At 33.1% G+C, this 18,216-nt stretch carries 20 protein-coding genes; 10 read left to right on the top strand and 10 right to left on the bottom strand.

All coding sequences use genetic code 11. The features are described from left to right. The first annotated feature begins 210 nt into the window (after positions 1 to 210). Positions 211 to 1,602 (top strand): L-cystine transporter, encoded by a 1,392-nt coding sequence (locus QQM35_RS03685; protein ID WP_425356340.1) that lies wholly within the window; start codon positions 211 to 213, stop codon positions 1,600 to 1,602. Positions 1,603 to 1,714: 112 nt separating this feature from the next. Here QQM35_RS03685 and QQM35_RS03680 read toward each other — a convergent pair whose 3' ends face one another. Both QQM35_RS03680 and nfsA read right to left on the bottom strand, forming a co-directional pair. Then, positions 1,715 to 2,272: a hypothetical protein gene (locus QQM35_RS03680; RefSeq protein WP_251521303.1), complete on the bottom strand. Its 558-nt coding sequence runs from the start codon at positions 2,270 to 2,272 to the stop codon at positions 1,715 to 1,717. 85 nt (positions 2,273 to 2,357) lie between these two features. Next, positions 2,358 to 3,113, bottom strand: a complete 756-nt coding sequence (gene nfsA, locus QQM35_RS03675) for an oxygen-insensitive NADPH nitroreductase (RefSeq protein WP_251521319.1) — start codon at positions 3,111 to 3,113, stop codon at positions 2,358 to 2,360. 253 nt (positions 3,114 to 3,366) lie between these two features. Here nfsA and QQM35_RS03670 point away from each other — a divergent pair, with 253 nt between their 5' ends. The 5 genes from QQM35_RS03670 to QQM35_RS03650 all read left to right on the top strand — a co-directional run bounded on the left by QQM35_RS03670 (position 3,367) and on the right by QQM35_RS03650 (position 9,214). Next, positions 3,367 to 5,358 (top strand): catalase, encoded by a 1,992-nt coding sequence (locus QQM35_RS03670; RefSeq protein WP_251521322.1) that lies wholly within the window; start codon positions 3,367 to 3,369, stop codon positions 5,356 to 5,358. 352 nt (positions 5,359 to 5,710) lie between these two features. Further along, complete coding sequence (gene ahpC, locus QQM35_RS03665) at positions 5,711 to 6,280, top strand: alkyl hydroperoxide reductase subunit C (protein ID WP_251521325.1); 570 nt, start codon at positions 5,711 to 5,713, stop codon at positions 6,278 to 6,280. Positions 6,281 to 6,296: 16 nt separating this feature from the next. Continuing rightward, complete coding sequence (gene ahpF / locus QQM35_RS03660; protein WP_342610506.1) at positions 6,297 to 7,820, top strand: alkyl hydroperoxide reductase subunit F; 1,524 nt, start codon at positions 6,297 to 6,299, stop codon at positions 7,818 to 7,820. A 288-nt stretch (positions 7,821 to 8,108) separates the two neighbouring features. Then, positions 8,109 to 8,732 carry an NDxxF motif lipoprotein gene (locus tag QQM35_RS03655; RefSeq protein ID WP_251521330.1) on the top strand — a complete coding sequence of 208 codons (624 nt, stop codon included), beginning with the start codon at positions 8,109 to 8,111 and terminating at the stop codon, positions 8,730 to 8,732. A 275-nt stretch (positions 8,733 to 9,007) separates the two neighbouring features. Continuing rightward, entirely contained in the window at positions 9,008 to 9,214 is a 207-nt protein-coding gene (locus QQM35_RS03650) for a hypothetical protein (RefSeq protein WP_251521333.1), read from the top strand. 66 nt (positions 9,215 to 9,280) lie between these two features. On the opposite strand, the gene QQM35_RS03645 is transcribed toward QQM35_RS03650, so the two are convergent. Next, positions 9,281 to 9,865: a histidine phosphatase family protein gene (locus QQM35_RS03645; RefSeq protein WP_251521336.1), complete on the bottom strand. Its 585-nt coding sequence runs from the start codon at positions 9,863 to 9,865 to the stop codon at positions 9,281 to 9,283. 400 nt (positions 9,866 to 10,265) lie between these two features. Here QQM35_RS03645 and QQM35_RS03640 point away from each other — a divergent pair, with 400 nt between their 5' ends. Next, positions 10,266 to 10,595 (top strand): DUF4889 domain-containing protein, encoded by a 330-nt coding sequence (locus QQM35_RS03640; RefSeq protein ID WP_251521338.1) that lies wholly within the window; start codon positions 10,266 to 10,268, stop codon positions 10,593 to 10,595. A gap of 52 nt (positions 10,596 to 10,647) precedes the next feature. Here QQM35_RS03640 and QQM35_RS03635 read toward each other — a convergent pair whose 3' ends face one another. Together QQM35_RS03635 and QQM35_RS03630 are read right to left on the bottom strand one after the other, a co-directional pair. Beyond that, the gene (locus tag QQM35_RS03635) at positions 10,648 to 11,982 is read right to left on the bottom strand and encodes a PepSY-associated TM helix domain-containing protein (protein WP_251521340.1); all 1,335 of its coding nucleotides are present in this window, start codon (positions 11,980 to 11,982) and stop codon (positions 10,648 to 10,650) included. 233 nt (positions 11,983 to 12,215) lie between these two features. Then, on the bottom strand, positions 12,216 to 12,845 hold the full coding sequence (locus QQM35_RS03630; protein WP_251521348.1) for a LysE family translocator: 630 nt from the start codon (positions 12,843 to 12,845) through the stop codon (positions 12,216 to 12,218). 616 nt (positions 12,846 to 13,461) lie between these two features. Between QQM35_RS03630 and QQM35_RS03625 the strand changes: the two genes are divergently transcribed. From QQM35_RS03625 to QQM35_RS03615, 3 genes are all read left to right on the top strand, one after another. Continuing rightward, positions 13,462 to 13,692, top strand: coding sequence for a hypothetical protein (locus QQM35_RS03625; protein ID WP_251521350.1), 231 nt, complete (start codon positions 13,462 to 13,464; stop codon positions 13,690 to 13,692). A 157-nt stretch (positions 13,693 to 13,849) separates the two neighbouring features. Next, positions 13,850 to 14,026, top strand: coding sequence for a hypothetical protein (locus QQM35_RS03620; RefSeq protein ID WP_251521352.1), 177 nt, complete (start codon positions 13,850 to 13,852; stop codon positions 14,024 to 14,026). A 204-nt stretch (positions 14,027 to 14,230) separates the two neighbouring features. Further along, positions 14,231 to 15,016 carry a poly-gamma-glutamate hydrolase family protein gene (locus tag QQM35_RS03615; RefSeq protein ID WP_251521354.1) on the top strand — a complete coding sequence of 262 codons (786 nt, stop codon included), beginning with the start codon at positions 14,231 to 14,233 and terminating at the stop codon, positions 15,014 to 15,016. A gap of 96 nt (positions 15,017 to 15,112) precedes the next feature. Here the strand turns inward: QQM35_RS03615 and QQM35_RS03610 are convergent, their stop codons facing one another. The 5 genes from QQM35_RS03610 to rpsF form a co-directional block, all read right to left on the bottom strand. Continuing rightward, positions 15,113 to 16,249, bottom strand: coding sequence for a hypothetical protein (locus QQM35_RS03610; protein ID WP_251521356.1), 1,137 nt, complete (start codon positions 16,247 to 16,249; stop codon positions 15,113 to 15,115). Between the two features lie 279 nt (positions 16,250 to 16,528). Beyond that, positions 16,529 to 16,705, bottom strand: coding sequence for a VraH family peptide resistance protein (locus tag QQM35_RS03605; protein WP_285813500.1), 177 nt, complete (start codon positions 16,703 to 16,705; stop codon positions 16,529 to 16,531). Between the two features lie 235 nt (positions 16,706 to 16,940). Beyond that, the gene (gene rpsR / locus QQM35_RS03600; protein ID WP_251521358.1) at positions 16,941 to 17,183 is read right to left on the bottom strand and encodes a 30S ribosomal protein S18; all 243 of its coding nucleotides are present in this window, start codon (positions 17,181 to 17,183) and stop codon (positions 16,941 to 16,943) included. Positions 17,184 to 17,305: 122 nt separating this feature from the next. Then, positions 17,306 to 17,821, bottom strand: a complete 516-nt coding sequence (ssb, locus tag QQM35_RS03595) for a single-stranded DNA-binding protein (protein WP_251521359.1) — start codon at positions 17,819 to 17,821, stop codon at positions 17,306 to 17,308. A gap of 18 nt (positions 17,822 to 17,839) precedes the next feature. Next, positions 17,840 to 18,145 (bottom strand): 30S ribosomal protein S6, encoded by a 306-nt coding sequence (rpsF, locus tag QQM35_RS03590; protein ID WP_251521361.1) that lies wholly within the window; start codon positions 18,143 to 18,145, stop codon positions 17,840 to 17,842. Positions 18,146 to 18,216: the final 71 nt, after the last annotated feature.

Below are 18,216 nucleotides of genomic sequence, written 5' to 3'. Positions count from 1 at the left end.
CTTTCGTTGAAACATGTCTTTTTTACCATTATTTAAATTTCAAGACTTCACGCATAGTACATTTATCAGATACTTTCAATCATTCACTTTCTATTCATTTATAAATTAATTTCAAAAATAACCTTGATTAAAATAAAATTTAGGATTATCCTTAGTAGATGTATCGGAATTAAAGGGTATTCCAAACTCTATATATAGAAAGTGTAGGTCCTGTTTATGTTATTCACAATTATTAACATCATTGTATTTATCGCATTGCTTACTGGGTTGTTCGCCATGGCCAAAAAGCATGTCTCCTTCCCTAAACGTGTATTTAGCGCTTTAGGTGTAGGTATTGTTTTTGGAATTATTTTACATTTACTTTATGGCGTTGACTCGAACGTTACTAAACAAACGACGGATTGGTTTAGTATCGTTGGTGATGGTTATGTCGCTCTATTACAAATGATTGTAATGCCATTAATATTTATTTCGATTGTATCTGCGTTTACAAAAATTCAAATTGGTGAAAAGTTCGCAAAAATTGGAATGTATATCTTTATATTTTTAATTGGAACGGTGACTATAGCCGCAATAATCGGAATCATCTCTTCCTTAGCCTTTGGTTTAGACGCATCAAGCATTGATTTAGGTCATGCGGAAAGTGCTAGAGGTCATGAAATTGCAGATAAAGCTAAGGATATGACTGCGCATACGTTACCACAACAAATTCTAGAATTATTACCAAGCAATCCATTCTTAGATTTCACTGGTCAACGTACAACTTCAACAATCGCAGTTGTCATCTTTGCAGCATTTATCGGATTCGCATTTTTACGTGTTATGCGCAAACAACCTGAAAGTGGTCATCTATTAAAACGTGGCATCGATGCCCTATACGATTTAGTTATGGCTATCGTAACTTTCGTCTTACGTTTAACACCGTACGGTATCTTAGCGATTATGACTACGACAATTGCGACAAGTGATTTTGGAGCCATTTGGACATTAGGTAAATTTGTAATTGCTTCTTATGTAGCACTTATTGCGATGTATATCATTCATTTAATCATTATTTCAATTCTCGGATTGAATCCGATAACTTACGTTAAGAAAACAGCTGAGGTACTATTATTCTCATTCACTTCACGTTCAAGCGCAGGATCATTACCGTTAAATGTACAAACTCAAAAAAATCGTTTAGGTGTTCCTGATGGCATCGCGAATTTCTCAGCTTCATTCGGTTTATCTATTGGTCAAAATGGTTGTGCAGGAATCTACCCTGCAATGTTAGCAATCATGGTTGCCCCTGCAGCTGGCTTTGATGTTAACTTACAATTCATCTTAACCGTAATAGGTGTTGTAATTATCAGTTCCTTCGGTGTAGCAGGTGTTGGTGGTGGTGCGACATTCGCTTCTATTCTCGTATTATCAACATTAAATTTACCAATTGCACTTGCTGGTGTGTTAATTTCTGTAGAACCACTCATTGATATGGGACGTACAGCACTAAACGTTAACGACTCAATGTTAGCAGGTACAGGCACTGCAAAACTCACTAAAAACTTAGATAAAGATTTATACGATTCTAAAGAATACAACGAACTTTCAACAAGTCATTAATAGTTGCATTACTTTAGGCCATTAAAAAGAGCCATACATCAATGTAAACATTGATGTATGGCTTATTTATTTGGGTTAAATTTAAATTTATATACCCTTTTACTGGCTTCAATTAAATTTCAGAATGAAACGGGCCCCACGGCAACGGTTCTTTACTATCAATCGGTACTGCATCAATCACTTTAGAAATATCATCAAACCATTTATAAAAAGCAGGATCTTTGTCGAGTTGTGCTTCTATACTATTTTTTCTCACATCATGAAGATACCATGTACGACTATCAACGACGCATTGCATTTGAGCATATGCAATACGCGGTTTGTTCGCACTATCATATACTTTATTGACGCGTGATACGAGCGTCGGTGCTTGATCGATTAAATCCTGTGAGATAGATTTCTTATAATCCAAATTATCTAAATCGGTCCACAATTTCAATTGGCCATTGATTTGAAAGAAAATATCTATTGATACATCATCAAATGAGAGCAATATAAAGATGCGATCTGCAGTATTTTCAACTGATTTATTAGTGCCATAAACTAACTTTTTCGCTGATTTTACCCAATATGCTTCAATTTCTTCAGTTGTCAATCCTCTGCTTGGGTTGTTCATTTCTTTCTCTTTTGGAAGTTCATTCGTCCTCCTCTTAAACAACTTATTAAACATGTTCAGATTAACCAACCCCTTTATTTATCAATTCACATAACGCTAACCTAACAGTTCAATGACTATCCCCTATATATAAACTTATCTAGCGTTTGATAAATCCGGCATTGTTTAAGTGATTTAACATGTCTAATCTCTGTTTAGAACTCATGAAATTAGATATTTGAGTAGACCATTTTTCAGTTCTTTGACCATTTGTACGTTGGTTATAATAGTCGCTAACAGTTTGGTCATACGATTCGATTGCTTTGCGTTGTTGTTCTTTGTCTGTATTGTATTGATCTAAATGAAATACATGGTCTAAAGGTAAACGTGGCTTCGGTGAGCCTGCTTCATCATCAGCAGGTACACCTAATGCCATACCGAATAGAGGGAAAGTATAATCTGGTAAATTTAAGACTTCCTTCACTCTTGCCACATCATTTCTAAGTGAGCCAAGATAGACGATACCATAACCCATATCTTCTGCAGTGGCTGCAATATTTTGTGCCACTAATGCTACATCGATACTACCTACTAATAAGCCTTCAGCCGATTCAAATGATGTCTCCATATTCTCTTCAGTATCTTCATTGATAATACTGTGTCTATAATAATCCAACACAAAAACAAGCAGATAACCATTATCTACGACATAAGGTTGGCCTGATACTTCTTGAAGATCCTCTTTTATCTTAGGGTCTCTTACACCTACAATTGAATAAGTTTGTAAGTAGCTTGATGTTGAAGCACTTTGTCCTGCTTCAACCATACGCTCAATATGATCATCAGGAACGGGTTCACTCTTAAATTTCCTTACTGAGTGATGCTTTTTCAATAAATTGTAAACATGATCAGTCATTTAATCATCTCCTTGCTAGATTCTTTATAGCATTATTTTAACAAAGTCATAGTGATAATACTTATTTTAGAGTTACCCTTTTCACTTTTAATTAAAAGGAGATTATTGAGAAAATTTGAAAGTTTGTAAAAGTTATTAAATGACAGTTCACTGTATTTATCTACAACCTATTTTTTATTTTAAATGAAATAAATAAAATGTTTCTTAATTTCAAATGCGTGGAAAAACAAATATATAATCAAGGAGGGGTATTATGACTAATAAGAAACAAGAACAATTAAATAAAGTCACTAAACAAAATGATAACGACGCAATGACTACGAATAATGGTGTTAAAGTAAATGAAGATGAAAACACGTTAACTGTTGGAGAACGTGGTCCTAGTTTATTAGAAGACTTTCACTTCAGAGAAAAAATCATGCATTTCGACCACGAACGTATTCCAGAGCGTATCGTTCATGCTAGAGGTTTCGGTGCGCACGGTGAATTCCAAGTATACGAAGACCTTTCAAAATACACTTCTGCAGATTTCTTAACAAACCCAGATAAGACAACACCAGTCTTTGTACGTTTTTCAACTGTACAAGGTTCAAAAGGTTCACCTGACACAGTACGTGACGTAAGAGGTTTCGCTACAAAATTCTACACAGATGAAGGTATATTCGATTTAGTAGGTAATGATATTCCTGTATTCTTCATTCAAGATGCTATTAAATTCCCTGACTTAATTCACGCAGTTAAACCAGAACCTCATAATGAAATGCCTCAAGGTGGTTCAGCTCATGATACTTTCTGGGATTTCTTCGCACAAAATCCAGAGTCAACTCATACTGCAGTTTGGGCAATGAGTGACCGTGGTATCCCTAAAAACTTCAGACAAGTTGAAGGTTTCGGTGTACACACTTTCCGTCTCGTAAACAGTGAAGGAAAATCTTATTTCGTTAAATTCCACTGGAAACCTGTACACGGTTTAGAATCATTCGTTTGGGATGAAGCACAAATCTTACATGGTAAAGATGTAGACTTCCATCGTAAAGACCTTTATGAATCAATCGAAAAAGGCGACTATCCAGAATGGGAATTAGGTTTACAAATCATTGAACCCGAACAAGAATTTGACTTCGACTTTGATATTCTAGATCCAACAAAAATTTGGCCAGAAGATCAAGTACCAGTAAAAATCGTTGGTAAAATGACATTAAACCAAAACGTTTCAAATGTCTTCGACGAAACTGAACAAGCTGCTTTCCATCCTGGTCACATTGTTCCTGGTATTGATTTCTCAAATGACCCATTATTACAAGGTCGTTTATTCTCATACACTGATACACAAATTTCTCGTCTTGGCGGTCCTAACTTCAACCAAATCCCTATCAACCGCCCGGTCAACGAAGTTCATAACAACCAACGCGATGCAATGCACCAAATGAACGTACACAAAGGTCAAGTCGCTTATCATAAAAATGCACTTAACAATAATGAGCCTCATACTTCTTCAAAAGAAGAAGGCGGCTATGAACACTATCAAGAAAAAGTAGAAGGACACAAAATCAGAAAACGTAGCGAAAGCTTTAAAGATTACTATAGCCAAGCTAAACTATACTTAAATAGTTTAACTCAACCTGAATTTGATCATACAGTAGATGGTTTCTCATTTGAACTTGGTATGTGTAAATCAATCATGGTTAAACAAAACGCTGTTAATCAATTAAACAAAGTAGATCGCGAACTTGCTGAACGCGTTGCTAATAACATTGGCGTTGAAGTTCCAGAAGAAAACGAAGAAGTTCAATCAGACGCTAAAGATAGCAAATTAACAATGGAAAAATTCGATATTCCATTACCTGGACATTCTGTTGCAGTATTAATCAACGATGATATTGATGAAGAAACATTAAAATCATATGCTCAAACATTCGTTGATAACAAATTAAACTATGCTTTCGTTGGTAAACAACCACGCAACATTTCAGAAGACTTCGGTATCACTGAAACATTCGATACAGCGCACCCAACGTTATTTGATAGTTTAATGGTATACGCTAATGGTCAAGATTTATTACCAGAAGTAGAAGAATTTGCAGAGCTTACGTACAAACACAACAAACCATTAGTTGTTAACGAAGAAGCAGCACAAAGATTACAAAATTCTAAACTTTCATTAAGTGCACCAGGCGTATTCGTTTCAAATGATCCAGCAACAATCGTAAATGCATTTGATAGAGCTAGATATTGGGATAGATAATATAGCCTTCCCTTTTGAAAGCATCTAACTATACCGTTCCGTATAAAATATAAAAATCTTCTCAATTAAGTTAATACAGTTGAGAACACAAAGACACATTTGATAAATAATTTAAAGTGATGCCACTTATCCTCAAGTTCAATATCAATGAGATTGATTAGCAACCGCGAGATTAAGTGGCATCTGCTTTAGCTTTTATGAAGTGGCACTTGAGCTTTTTAGATTGACGAAATCATAACTAAATGCAATAATAGATAACGAAAGATTAGAATTATTATAAATAAGTAATTATGATAATCTATATTATAATAATTCTAAATCAAAATTACTGAATTCTTAGGAGGATGTTTTTATGTCTTTAATTAATAAAGAAATTTTACCATTCACAGCAAATGCTTTTGATCCAAAGAAAGATGAGTTTTTCGAAATCTCAGATGAAAACTTAAAAGGTTCATGGAACGTTCTTTGCTTCTATCCAGCTGACTTCTCATTCGTATGTCCAACTGAATTAGAAGATTTACAAAATCAATACGACAAATTACAAGAATTAGGCGTAAACGTTTATTCAGTTTCTACTGATACTCATTTCGTACACAAAGCTTGGCACGATCATTCAGATGCTATCAGCAAAATTCAATACCCAATGATTGGTGACCCTTCTCAAACAATCACTCGTAACTTCGACGTATTAGATGAAGAAGACGGTCTTGCACAACGTGCTACATTCGTAATCGATCCAGATGGCGTTGTTCAAACTACTGAAATCAACGCAGGTGGCATTGGCCGTGACGCAAGTAACTTAGTAGACAAAATCAAAGCAGCACAATATGTACGTCAACACCCAGGCGAAGTTTGCCCAGCAAAATGGGAAGAAGGTTCAGAAACATTACAACCTGGTCTTGACTTAGTAGGTAAAATCTAAGGAGGCATTGATTTAAATGCTTGAAGCACAACTCAAATCACAATTAGAACAATTACTTCAACTTATGGAAGGTGACATTGTATTCAAAGCTAGCTACGGTTCAGATGATAAATCTAAAGAATTAAAGGAATTATTAGATGAAGTAGCGTCAATGTCATCACGCATCACTGTTGAAGAGGCAGACCTTAAACGTACACCAAGTTTCACAGTAGATAGACCTGATGAATCAAGTGGTATCACGTTTGCTGGTCTTCCGATGGGGCATGAATTCAACTCATTTGTACTCGCAATTCTACAAGTAAGTGGTCGTGCACCAAAAGAAGAGCAATCAGTCATTGATCAAATCAAAGCACTCGACCGTCCGCTACATTTTGAGACTTATATTAGTCTTACTTGTCAAAAATGCCCTGACGTTGTCCAAGCTTTAAATTTAATGAGTCTATTAAATCCAAATATCACTCATACAATGATTGATGGTGCTATTTTCAGAGAAGAATCTGAAGATATTATGGCTGTGCCTGCTATTTTCTTAGATGGTGAAGAATTTGGTAACGGTCGTATGACTGTTCAAGATATTTTATCTAGTTTAGGCAGCCAAGCTGACCCTGCAGAATTCGACAATAAAGACCCATATGATGTTTTAATTCTTGGTGGAGGACCAGCAAGTGGTAGTGCTGCTATTTACACTGCACGTAAAGGTTTGCGTACAGGTATCGTTGCTGACCGCATCGGTGGCCAAGTAAATGATACAGCAGCAATCGAAAACTTCATTACCGTTAAAGAAACAGATGGTCCTAAGTTTTCATCAGCTTTAGAAGATCACATCAATCACTATGATGTGGATATCATGACAGGTATTCGTGCTGACGGTATCGAAAAAGAGGACGATGGTATTACTGTAACGCTAGATAATGGCGCTCAATTACAAAGTAAAACTGTCATCATTTCAACAGGTGCACGTTGGCGTAAACTTGAAATACCTGGTGAGGACGAGCTAATCAATAAAGGTGTCGCATTCTGCCCGCACTGTGATGGTCCTTTATTTGAAAACAAAGATGTTGCTGTCGTTGGTGGCGGCAATTCAGGTGTCGAAGCTGCGATTGACTTAGCTGGTATCGTTAAAAACGTTACGTTATTAGAACGAAATCCAGAATTAAAAGCTGATAACGTATTACAAGAAAGATTAAATTCATTATCAAATGTAAAGGTTATTAAAAATGCTCAAACAACTGAAGTATTAGGTGAAGGTTCCGTAACTGGTCTACAATACCAAGACAAATCAACTGGAGAACTACATTCATTAGAATTAGAAGGTATTTTCGTACAAATCGGACTACTGCCTAACACTGAATGGTTAGATAACTATGTTGAGTTAAATGAGGCAAAAGAAATTATGATTGATCGTAAGAACGCAACAAGCGTGCCAGGCATTTTTGCGGCAGGCGATGTAACTGACGATCGCAACAAACAAATCATTATTTCAATGGGTGCAGGTGCTAATGCAGCACTTAATGCCTTTGATTATATTATCAGACATTAATACCTAAGAAGAATCACCCCCCTATCATATTAGAAATAAACACGTTTCAGAGTATACAACTACTTTGAAACGTGTTTTTTTGTTCAATATATTTTAAAACTCAATATTTACACTTTATTGCTTACGAATTCGAAGTAATTTGATATGATGTTCAAAACTTTGTCACTTGTTCATTTATAGCGCATTTAAATAGTTAGCTTGACGTGATACGCTTAGGTTATAATTTAAAAGAATAGAACTGTTGAATAACATTTTCAACTCAACATCACAAAGGAGCAATACGTTTTTATGAAGAAATTAATTATCCCCGCATTAACTATAGCATTTACTGTTACTCTTACAGCGTGCGGCAACCCTGGTGCGAATAAAGATGAACAACAACCTAACAATCACGAAGCACCTAAAAACGTTGATAAAGTAACTGAAAATAATATCTTCCATTCTACTAAAAAAGATAAAAAACTTAGCGAGCAAGAAATGAATAAAGCGATTTCTAAATACTTAGAAACGAACGCAGATATTTTAGATAATAAATATCAAATTCAATACAAGTTAGATAAACAATCTACTTCTGATAAGAAAATCACTGATGCTCAAGCTAAAAGATTATCGAAATTATCACACAATGCAATTAAAAATGACGTTCGCTTTAAAAAGTTTGTAAAAAATAACACATTACCAGAAGGTTATAAAGAAAATGTAGATCGCATTATTAAATATTTCACAGCACTTAATAGTACGATTGCAGATGCAGATCAAGAAATCGAAGAGTTAGACTATCAACCACAAAACAAACTCAATGTCGTGGACGTCTCTACAAAATACGCCGGTGACGTTAACGGCAAGCAACAAGACAAAATCAAAAAATTCCTTAAATCTAAAAATATTGACACGAAAGCAATTGATAAATAAATATAAGCGATAGATAAATTTGTTTATACATTGAATTAAAATTACAAAACGGTGACATTCCTTCGACACCGTAAATACGATAACCATCGTATTTAAGTACGTTATCTCAATTCATTTATCAAACTTTGTTTTGTATTTGTAAAAAACCTTACATGATTGTAAGGTTTTTTAATTTAACATATATTTTATCTGAAAATGACTTTTGTTATGCTAAACAGAAATCGTTAAGGACGTTTAGATAAAACAAAAAATAAATGAATAAGGAGGTTAGTGCTTTGATTATCACGATGTTATTAGGTGCCGTCACTGCTATTTGTATCGCATATAACATATTTGAAACCGAAGAAAAGTACGGTGTCGTCACATATAAAAAGATTATACTTAGTGTCACCTATGTAATAGCCGCGGTCATCGTGGGGAGTTTCATAGATAATATTCACTTTATATTTCAAGGATTTCATGAAACATTAAATAACAAATAAAAAAGATATTAATCTAAACTATAATCCCAATGTTTAGACTAATATCTTTCTCATACATATAAATAATTAATAATCTTTTTCCACCACGTATGGCACGCAATTGTCAACTTCACGGTCAATTGCTGTTTCTTGTTTATCATATCCTAAGTATACCATCATACATCTAATTACAACTTGGTGTGCAACGACTGCGATGGTTTCTAAAGAAGGGTCAACTTCTTTTTCGAAAAATTGTTTCACTCGGTTTAATACATCTGTGTAACTTTCCCCTTCAGGTGCCTTTTGAGTGAAACTATGTCTAAATGATTTATAATTCTCATCATTAAAATAAGCTGAATATGTTGGATTTTGCTTTAAGTCACTAACTAAAGTACCTTCGAACAACCCTAATGAGCGCTCTCTTAAAGTACTCGTTACTGTTGTAGGAATGGCTTTATCGAATATTGCACCGTACGTTTGCTTTGTTCTTGTTAAATCAGAAACATAAACACGGTCAATATCTTTTTGTTCAAATTCTTCTTTTAAAGCTTGGGCTGACTGAAGTCCTTTTTCAGTTAATTGAACATCCATTTGTCCACAAAAGTAGTCTTTCCCATGTTTTTTATCATAGTTGGATTGTGATTCTCCGTGACGAATTAAAAAAATCTTCATGAAATTCTCCTCATCTCTCTTAAAATATTTAGCTGTTATAAAATAATAAGAATTGTCAATATGCAGACACTACATAATAGTTTACACATATCTCTACCCCTATCATATCCAAGGTTTTACAAATGTTCAAATAAAGCAATCACACAATTTTGACAAGTTTGTGACAAACAGAGATTTACGGTGTTACTTTTCTCAAAAATTGCTGTTATATCGTCTTTTTTCACATTTTACAGTTGTTTAACGGCTCGTATATCAAGTTATCTTATACTGTTGTATTTTTTATAAATATACTTTTCAATATTAAGATGTAAATTATGACAATATTATAAAAGTTTGTTTAAAACAATACACAAATAGCTCGAATCATTTAAAATGGAGTGAAAAGGAGGAAATAAACTCAATGAATAAAAAAGTTGCATTACCTATTATTTTAGTACTGGCTATTATCGGGATTGTCTTCACATTAATGATGGTGTTCTCTAGTCAATCAAGTACATATTATGGTTATATGAAAGACAGTACAACTGCTGAAAAGGTTGTCAGCGAGAAAGATGGTCTCGTAACGAAAAATGTTAAAATAGAAAAAGAAGATGATTTCAAACCTAAAAAAGGTGATTTCGTTAAACTCGCTTCAAAAGATGAAGGTGAGAGTTTCTATAAAAAAGAAATCGTGAAACACGATGATATTCCTCACGGTTTAATGATGAAAATTCATAAAATGAAGATGTAACATAAAAAGCACTCGCGTAATCAATACGCCAGTGCTTTTTATTTAATTTAAGTTATCCTTGCCCTGCTCTTCTATCTTTGAGATATAAATAACCTTCGATCGCAAATACGACGATGAGTGAGAAACCGAAGAGTGGCATCAAAATCCCGAGTATTACAAGTATGATGAACAATGAAATAGACATCGGCTTTTTCACTCGTTTAGGGACTTTAACTTTACTACTTTTCATTCTCTTAATCCAAGAGTAAAAACCAAATCCTATTGCACATAACAATGCGATACATACAATTAAATTGATAATCTTATTCGCAATACCGAAGAGATGTCCCTCATGTAATGGGATGCCCCACGTAAACCACTTACCGATGATGCCGTACTCTTGATACTTCACTTGACCTAAGTTCTTTCCAGTATATTGATCTAAGTACAACGTCTTTTCATCGTATGGAGATACGTCTAACCCCGTTACACCTGTATTACTACTCTTCGTCAGTGTAAAGGCGCCTTCTGGTTTCGATGGGTAAACGATTGAATAAGGTTTAGACATACCATTCTGTTTAGCTGCTTTAACCACTTTATCAATGGAAATTTGTTTTTTGAAATCCGTTTTAGGTATTTCTCCAGTTCCATGATGGGCTGCATGTTTCGATTCAGGTTGCTTATTCTTTCTCGTTGCCCATGGTATTTCGTTAACATCTGATTTAGGAGGATTCACAGTGAGCTCAGACTGCCCTAATGTCCCAGAAGTACTTAGAATATTCGCAAGCTTGGCACCTGTAAAACCTGACCACGGTAATCCTGTAATCACTAAAATAAGCACCGGAATCGCAATAACCATCCCAATGAATGCATGTAATTTCTGGAATCTCAGTTGTTTTGCATTATTTTTTAATAATTTCTTCTTAAATAACATAAACAACCCTGACAATATCATAAATACAGTCCAACACGCTGTCAGTTCTACCAAATAATTAATAATCGTATTATTCGTATAAAGTGAACTATGTATACTTCTTACCACATTCGCATATGTATGTTTTGCATTTTGATCTGCTACAATTTGATGATTATCATCAATATATACATAGCGTTGATTACCTGCCATGTCATCGAGCGTTATTCGGCTATTATAAGGCTCAGACATAATACTCACCTTACTAATATAAAACCCTTCAAACTTATGCTCTACTTCCTCCACAGCGTCATCGAGCGATTGATAATGCTCTACCTTACTTTTGTCAAAAAACTCATGTTTATAAATATTATTTTCTACATCTTGGAAAAATAAAAAACCTATCCCTGATAACGTTAATGTTATCAGTAATGGTGCAATGAAAAATGCTGCATAAAAATGTAATCTTTGTAATGGATTAAAACTATTTTTCAAATTAAAATTCCACCTTTCTGTACATATTATAGGGGAAATCTTTAAAAAGTATGTAGACAATTTGTGACGACTGAATTTTTAAATAAAAATTTATTTTTATCTTATGAAAATGAATATGATTGGTCGGATATAAAAAACTGGTTTACAGATTAATTTCAATCTATAAACCAGTGTGGACACTTAATTGAATTTTAGTCTCTCATCATTTTGAATTGTTAAAGCTCTAAATAACTTTAACCTTTACTTAGTAATAAATTGATAGATAATGCTATAAGTACAGCACCTATCGTATAATCAAATATTGCTTTAACTTTTCTGCGCGTTAATAACTTCTTAATGTATTGGAAAATAAATACGCAAAATATAAACCAAGTTAAAATAACAGTTGTTGTAATTGCAGTCAACATTGTAAGTTTCGCTGTTGCGCCATCACCTGCAGAAACAAATTGAGGTAGAATACTTATGTAATATAATAATGCTTTCGGATTTAAACTCGTACTTAGAAACCCTTGTTGATAAGAAGTAAAGTACGATGTACGATCAGGCTTTAATTGAGTTTCAGATTCTGAAAAATCCATACTCTTACGTGCTGATAAAATACTTTTTAGACCTAAATAAATTAAATAACATGCACCTAAAATCTTAATCGCTAAAAATACGTAATACATTTTGGCTAAAATAAATACAATTCCGAAGATAACAAGTAAAGAATAACAAACGTGGCCTGTAGTTATACCTAATGCTGCCATAGCTCCATTCGCTTTACCAGAATGAATTGAATTTCTCATAACTACGAAGAAATCTGGACCAGGTACTAAAATAAGCATTAAAGTTATCGTGATAAATGTAATTACTTCTTCCATTTTTTCCACCTCCATCCTCATCTATGTTATCAACTTCCAAGAGCCTTCTCAATATGGGAGAGCCCAATATTTTAAATTCAATTTAATCTAAATTTTCTAAATATGACACCCAGTTATTCTGTAAAAATGATTAGCAGTTTTGTTGTAACTCATAATAAAAATTGCTATATTGTATTTGTAGTTTGTATAAACTACTCGTCTTTTATATTCATGAACATATTACTCTTTAGACGGTATTCTTTATCCGTTTTTCAGCCGCCAATATTATCATATTGGTGGCTATTTTTATTTTATAACCTCAAATTTTTCTTCAATTTATCACTTCTAATTTAGAATGATTTTTATATTTTAGCTGTTATCTCAAGTATCCAACTCACTATTTAGAATTATTATAAATTATTCGGAAAGTAAAAACCTTATTGCGGAGCGATTCGTAACCGTTTTCGTTAAAATGATGGACTTTAATTTAGGCAAACCCCTCCACATTTGATGAAATATAATGTATAATAAGAGTCAGATTAGAATTATTATAATCAATAAGACATGTAACTGACACACATTCTCAATTAGGTTAGAAATAAAATCAGTTGTATTCTTAAAAAAGGAGAGAAATTCAATGCAATTATTAGATTATAAAATGCAAAATGATGAATTAATCGCCACTGTAATGTCTGATAACAAACATTTATTTAAATATACTTTCGACGTAACTACCCCAGAATATGAGATTTTAGATGTCCTTGAAGAAATCAATGAACATGTTGATAATGGTCATCATCCATTAGGCTGCACAATATTAAAAAATTATGATTTCGAGGACGTGAACCATCATTCTTTACAATCCTAAATACACATACTGCAAACTAAGATGAGTTATCTGTTTTTAATCAAACAGTACGCTCATCTTTTTTAATTGTTTCACTTATACATATGTTAATCTAATTAATAAGACATAACTTAACGAAATCGACTACTTTATTAATTTTAAAAAAGGAGCAGATAGTATGTGGATTTTTGCAATATTGCTCATTGTTATTGGTATAGTTTTATTATCATTTAAAAAGACATTAACCAATAAAACAAAGACGAGCATAAAACAAAGTCTAATCAGTTTGGGCACGATTTGTTTAATTGTTGGCCTATTTTATTTAATCGGTTTAATTATAAAGTCTTTAATTTAATCCCTTTTTCTTATACTACGCCTGGATACTCGACAACTAAAACACATTTTTATTTAATTTAATAATATATTTATCACTCTCTTTTTATAAAGAATTCATCATTTTTTAATTTCTTAACACAACTGTAATTAAACTATTTAACACAGGTTGCCAGATATTTGATATAATCTTGTAGTCAATAAATTTAATATTTTGGAGAAAACAATGAATCATATATTTAAAAACGTTATTTATTATTTAACGATGCTAGTGATTGTAGGCATCATATTATCCGCTTTATATTTTTTGTATGTCTGGCGTAACGATCAACCAATTAACCACGATTATTATGAAAGCTTTAAAGACATGAAAGCTCATACGAAAGAGTACCGTGATTGGAAAATCAATACAACTTCTTCTAACAATAACGACATACTGATAACGGCAATTCACGGTGGCGGTATCGAACCGGGAAGTTCAGAATTAGCGAAACTTATCTCAAAAAAAGGTGACTTTAATCTTTACAGTTTTGAAGGTTTATTAAAGTCAGATAACCAAAAACTACACATCACGTCTACTACATTTGACGAACCCAAACTGATAAAGATGAGTAAAAAATCAAAAACAATTGTTTCCGTCCACGGCTTAGATGAAGATAAAAAGGTTGTATACATTGGTGGTCAAGACAAAGGATTGGCTAAGTCCATTAAAAATGCACTCGAGAAAAAAGGATTTAACGTTGAAGATAGCCCAAATTATGTAAATGGTGATTCTAAACACAACATTATTAATCAAAACGGATCAGGCTCTGGTGTACAATTAGAAATTTCAACAAAATATCGCCAACAGTTCTTCGAAAACAAAGATTTCTCACGTTCCACTAGAGAAAACGTTCATGATTACAATAAAACTATCTTTAAATTCGCAAATGCAGTTACTAAAGGGATTAAAGACAACAAAACACAACAGAAATCATCTCCATTCGATTTCTTTAAAAACTTATTTCAGTAGTAAATAAGTAAACAAATGCTTTTAAAGTTAAAAAGACACCACAGAAGTTAGACTCCCCTAACTTTTGTGGTGTTTTTTATATCATTAATCTTAATATTATTTTTTTAAAACACGTCTATAACTAACTAAAAATACTCCTAATACCATAGACACAACACCTGCGCCTAATGTAATAGATTGAGAGCCATGTTGGCCTTGCCCTGTTTCAGGTAATGTTTCTTTAGAATGATCACTTACTGTTTGTGTGTGTTGAGTTTGTGGGTAGAATGTTTTTTGTGGTGCATAGATTACATGATTATATTTATTAGCAATTCTTTGAGTTTCGTGATTAATAGTTCTTTCATATTCTTTAGGTTTCATAGTTGATAAAAGCGGCATTCTTTGTGTTAATTCATCCCATTCATTATTTGTCATCCCTTTAGGAGCTAATCCAGCATAAGGAGTTTGGCCTATACTATTGATATGTTGTGGGTAAAATGTTTTTTGTGGTGCATAAATTGTAGTTTCATAAATATTTGCAAATGTTTGAGTTTCTTTATTTAGTATTTTGTTATATTCTTCTTTTGATACTTCAGATCGTTTTGGCATCTTATCTTCAAAATATTTATATTGAGTATATGTCATTCCTGTAGGAGCGAATCCACCATAAGGGCTCTCTGATTGAGAAGTTTGTGAAGTATCTTTTTGTGGATAATACGTCTTTGTAGGTCCATAAATCACGTGATTATATTTATTAGCAATTCTTTGCGTCTCATGATCGCTAACTCTGTTATATTCTTTCGTTGTCAAAAGTGATAGTAAAGGCATTCTTTGTGTTAATTCATCCCATTCATTATTTGTCATTCCTTTAGGAGCTAATCCAGCATAAGGAGTTTGGCCTATACTATTGATATGTTGTGGGTAAAATGTTTTTTGTGGCGCATAAATTGTAGTTTCATAAAGACTAGCAAATGCTTGCGTTTCTTTATTTAGTATTTTGTTATATTCCTCTTTTGATACTTCAGATCGTTTTGGCATCTTATCTTCAAAAAACTTATATTGGTCATATGTCATTCCTGTAGGAGGAAAACCACCATAAGGGCGTTCTGATTGAGCTTTTTGCGAAGTTGTTGATTGTTGCGATTCATTTGATGTTACACTATTTGTTTCAGCTGCATCAACATTTTGTTGAATAGTAGTGAATGCTAACGTACTTGCTAAAAAAGAACCAGTTAAAAACATAGTTTTTTTCATTTTTATACCCCTTTATTAATATACTTTTTCTAATAAAAGCGTATCATACATATTAAGCAAAGCAATTACTATATAGATTTTTTACAATAATTTATATTTTTTACACTTAGTTAAACTTATAATATTATTTTTCATTCCCTCTTATTATTAGTTTAATTATTATTACCAATGATTTGAATAACTCAATTAGATACATTTCTATAGTATTTAATAAATTTCTTCAAACAAAAACTGATAGCGCCTTTAACAAGACACTATCAGTTGATTTAGAAAAAGTATTTAAGAATTTGACTGCACATATGACCCGATAAATAAGCCTGCGGGTATGCCTATAAGAGGTGTAAATATCATACTCAATAAAATTATAGATATAACCATTATTACAAAACTTTTTGATTTTAACTCCATTTTTAATAAATTCTCTTTGGTTTGTTGTATGTACTCTTTGATGCTCATTTCTTCACCTCTATTTTATATAAAATAATTAATCAAATTTATTTATTTCGTGTATAAACAATATTATATACCTTAGTTATTTTAATTTCAATATACTTTTATAACAGTTTTACCTAGCCTCCGAAATTTTATAACAATTATATGAGGAGGATTTATTTTTATAACTTCTGTAACTACATATTAAAAAACACCCCACAAGCAAATGCTTATAGGGTGTTCTATAGACCAATATATCTTATTGATCTTCTTTAACATATGGTAATAATGCCATGTGACGAGCACGTTTGATAGCTAAAGTTAACATACGTTGATATTTAGCTGAAGTACCAGTTACACGACGTGGTAAAATCTTACCGCGTTCTGAGATAAAACGTTTTAATAACTCAGTGTCTTTATAATCGATGTGTGTGATTCCGTTTGCTGTGAAGTAGCAAACTTTTTTACGGCGACGTCCGCCTCTTCTTGGTCCACCTGCCATGATTAACTGCCTCCCTTTTAAATTATTTTTCTATTACGTTCATATACATTATCGCTTTGATAATGTTTCATTTAATCTGCTTAATATTCTACAAACTACACATAAGTATTCATGTCTGTAGCTTAGAATGGTAAGTCATCATCACTAATATCAATCGGACCGTTTGCATTCGCAAATGGGTTGTCTGATTGATTATTTTGGTTAGATGAATTGTTATTGTTTTGATAAGAAGCATTTTGACCTGATTGTTGTCCGCCAAAGCCTTGTCCAAAGTCTTGGAAATTGTTGTTTCCATCTTGTGAATGGCGTTGGTTTTGATTTTTAGGTTCAAGGAATTGAACACTATCACAAACAACTTCAGTGACAAAAATACGACGACCTTCTTGATTTTCATAACTACGTGATTGGATGCGACCATCGACGCCTGCTAAACTACCTTTGAATAAATAGTTATTTACATTTTCTGCTTGCTTTCTAAAAACGACACAGTTAATGAAATCAGCTTCGCGTTCCCCTTGCGCATTTGTAAACGTACGATTTACCGCAAGGGTAAAAGTCGCAACACTCACGCCTGAGGGTGTTGTTCTATATTCTGGATCCTTTGTTAAACGACCGACTAAAACAACTCTATTTATCATAAAAATGACCCCCAATTACTATTTTCTTGTTTTATCTTCGTCTTCACGAATAACGATATAACGAAGAATATCGTCGTTGATCTTAGCTAAACGTTGGAATTCATCAGTAGCTTCATTGTCACTTGTTTGGATACGTACGATGTTGTAGTAACCTTCAGTGAAGTCTTCAATTTCATAAGCAAGACGGCGTTTACCCCAGTCTTTTTCTTCTAAAACTTCTGAACCGTGTGAAGCTAGGATGCCGTTGAAACGTTCAACTAATGCTTTTTTAGCATCTTCTTCCATATTTGGACGAACGATGTACATCACTTCATATGTTCTCATTTTATAATTGCACCTCCTTGTGGTCTATACGGCTCATCATCTCAATGTGATAAGCAAGGAATAATTTTCAT

This window comes from Staphylococcus hsinchuensis, from assembly GCF_038789205.1.
Lineage (GTDB): Bacteria > Bacillota > Bacilli > Staphylococcales > Staphylococcaceae > Staphylococcus > Staphylococcus hsinchuensis.
Note: the sequence above shows the minus strand (reverse complement) of the source record. Positions and strands in the feature narration are given on the sequence as shown.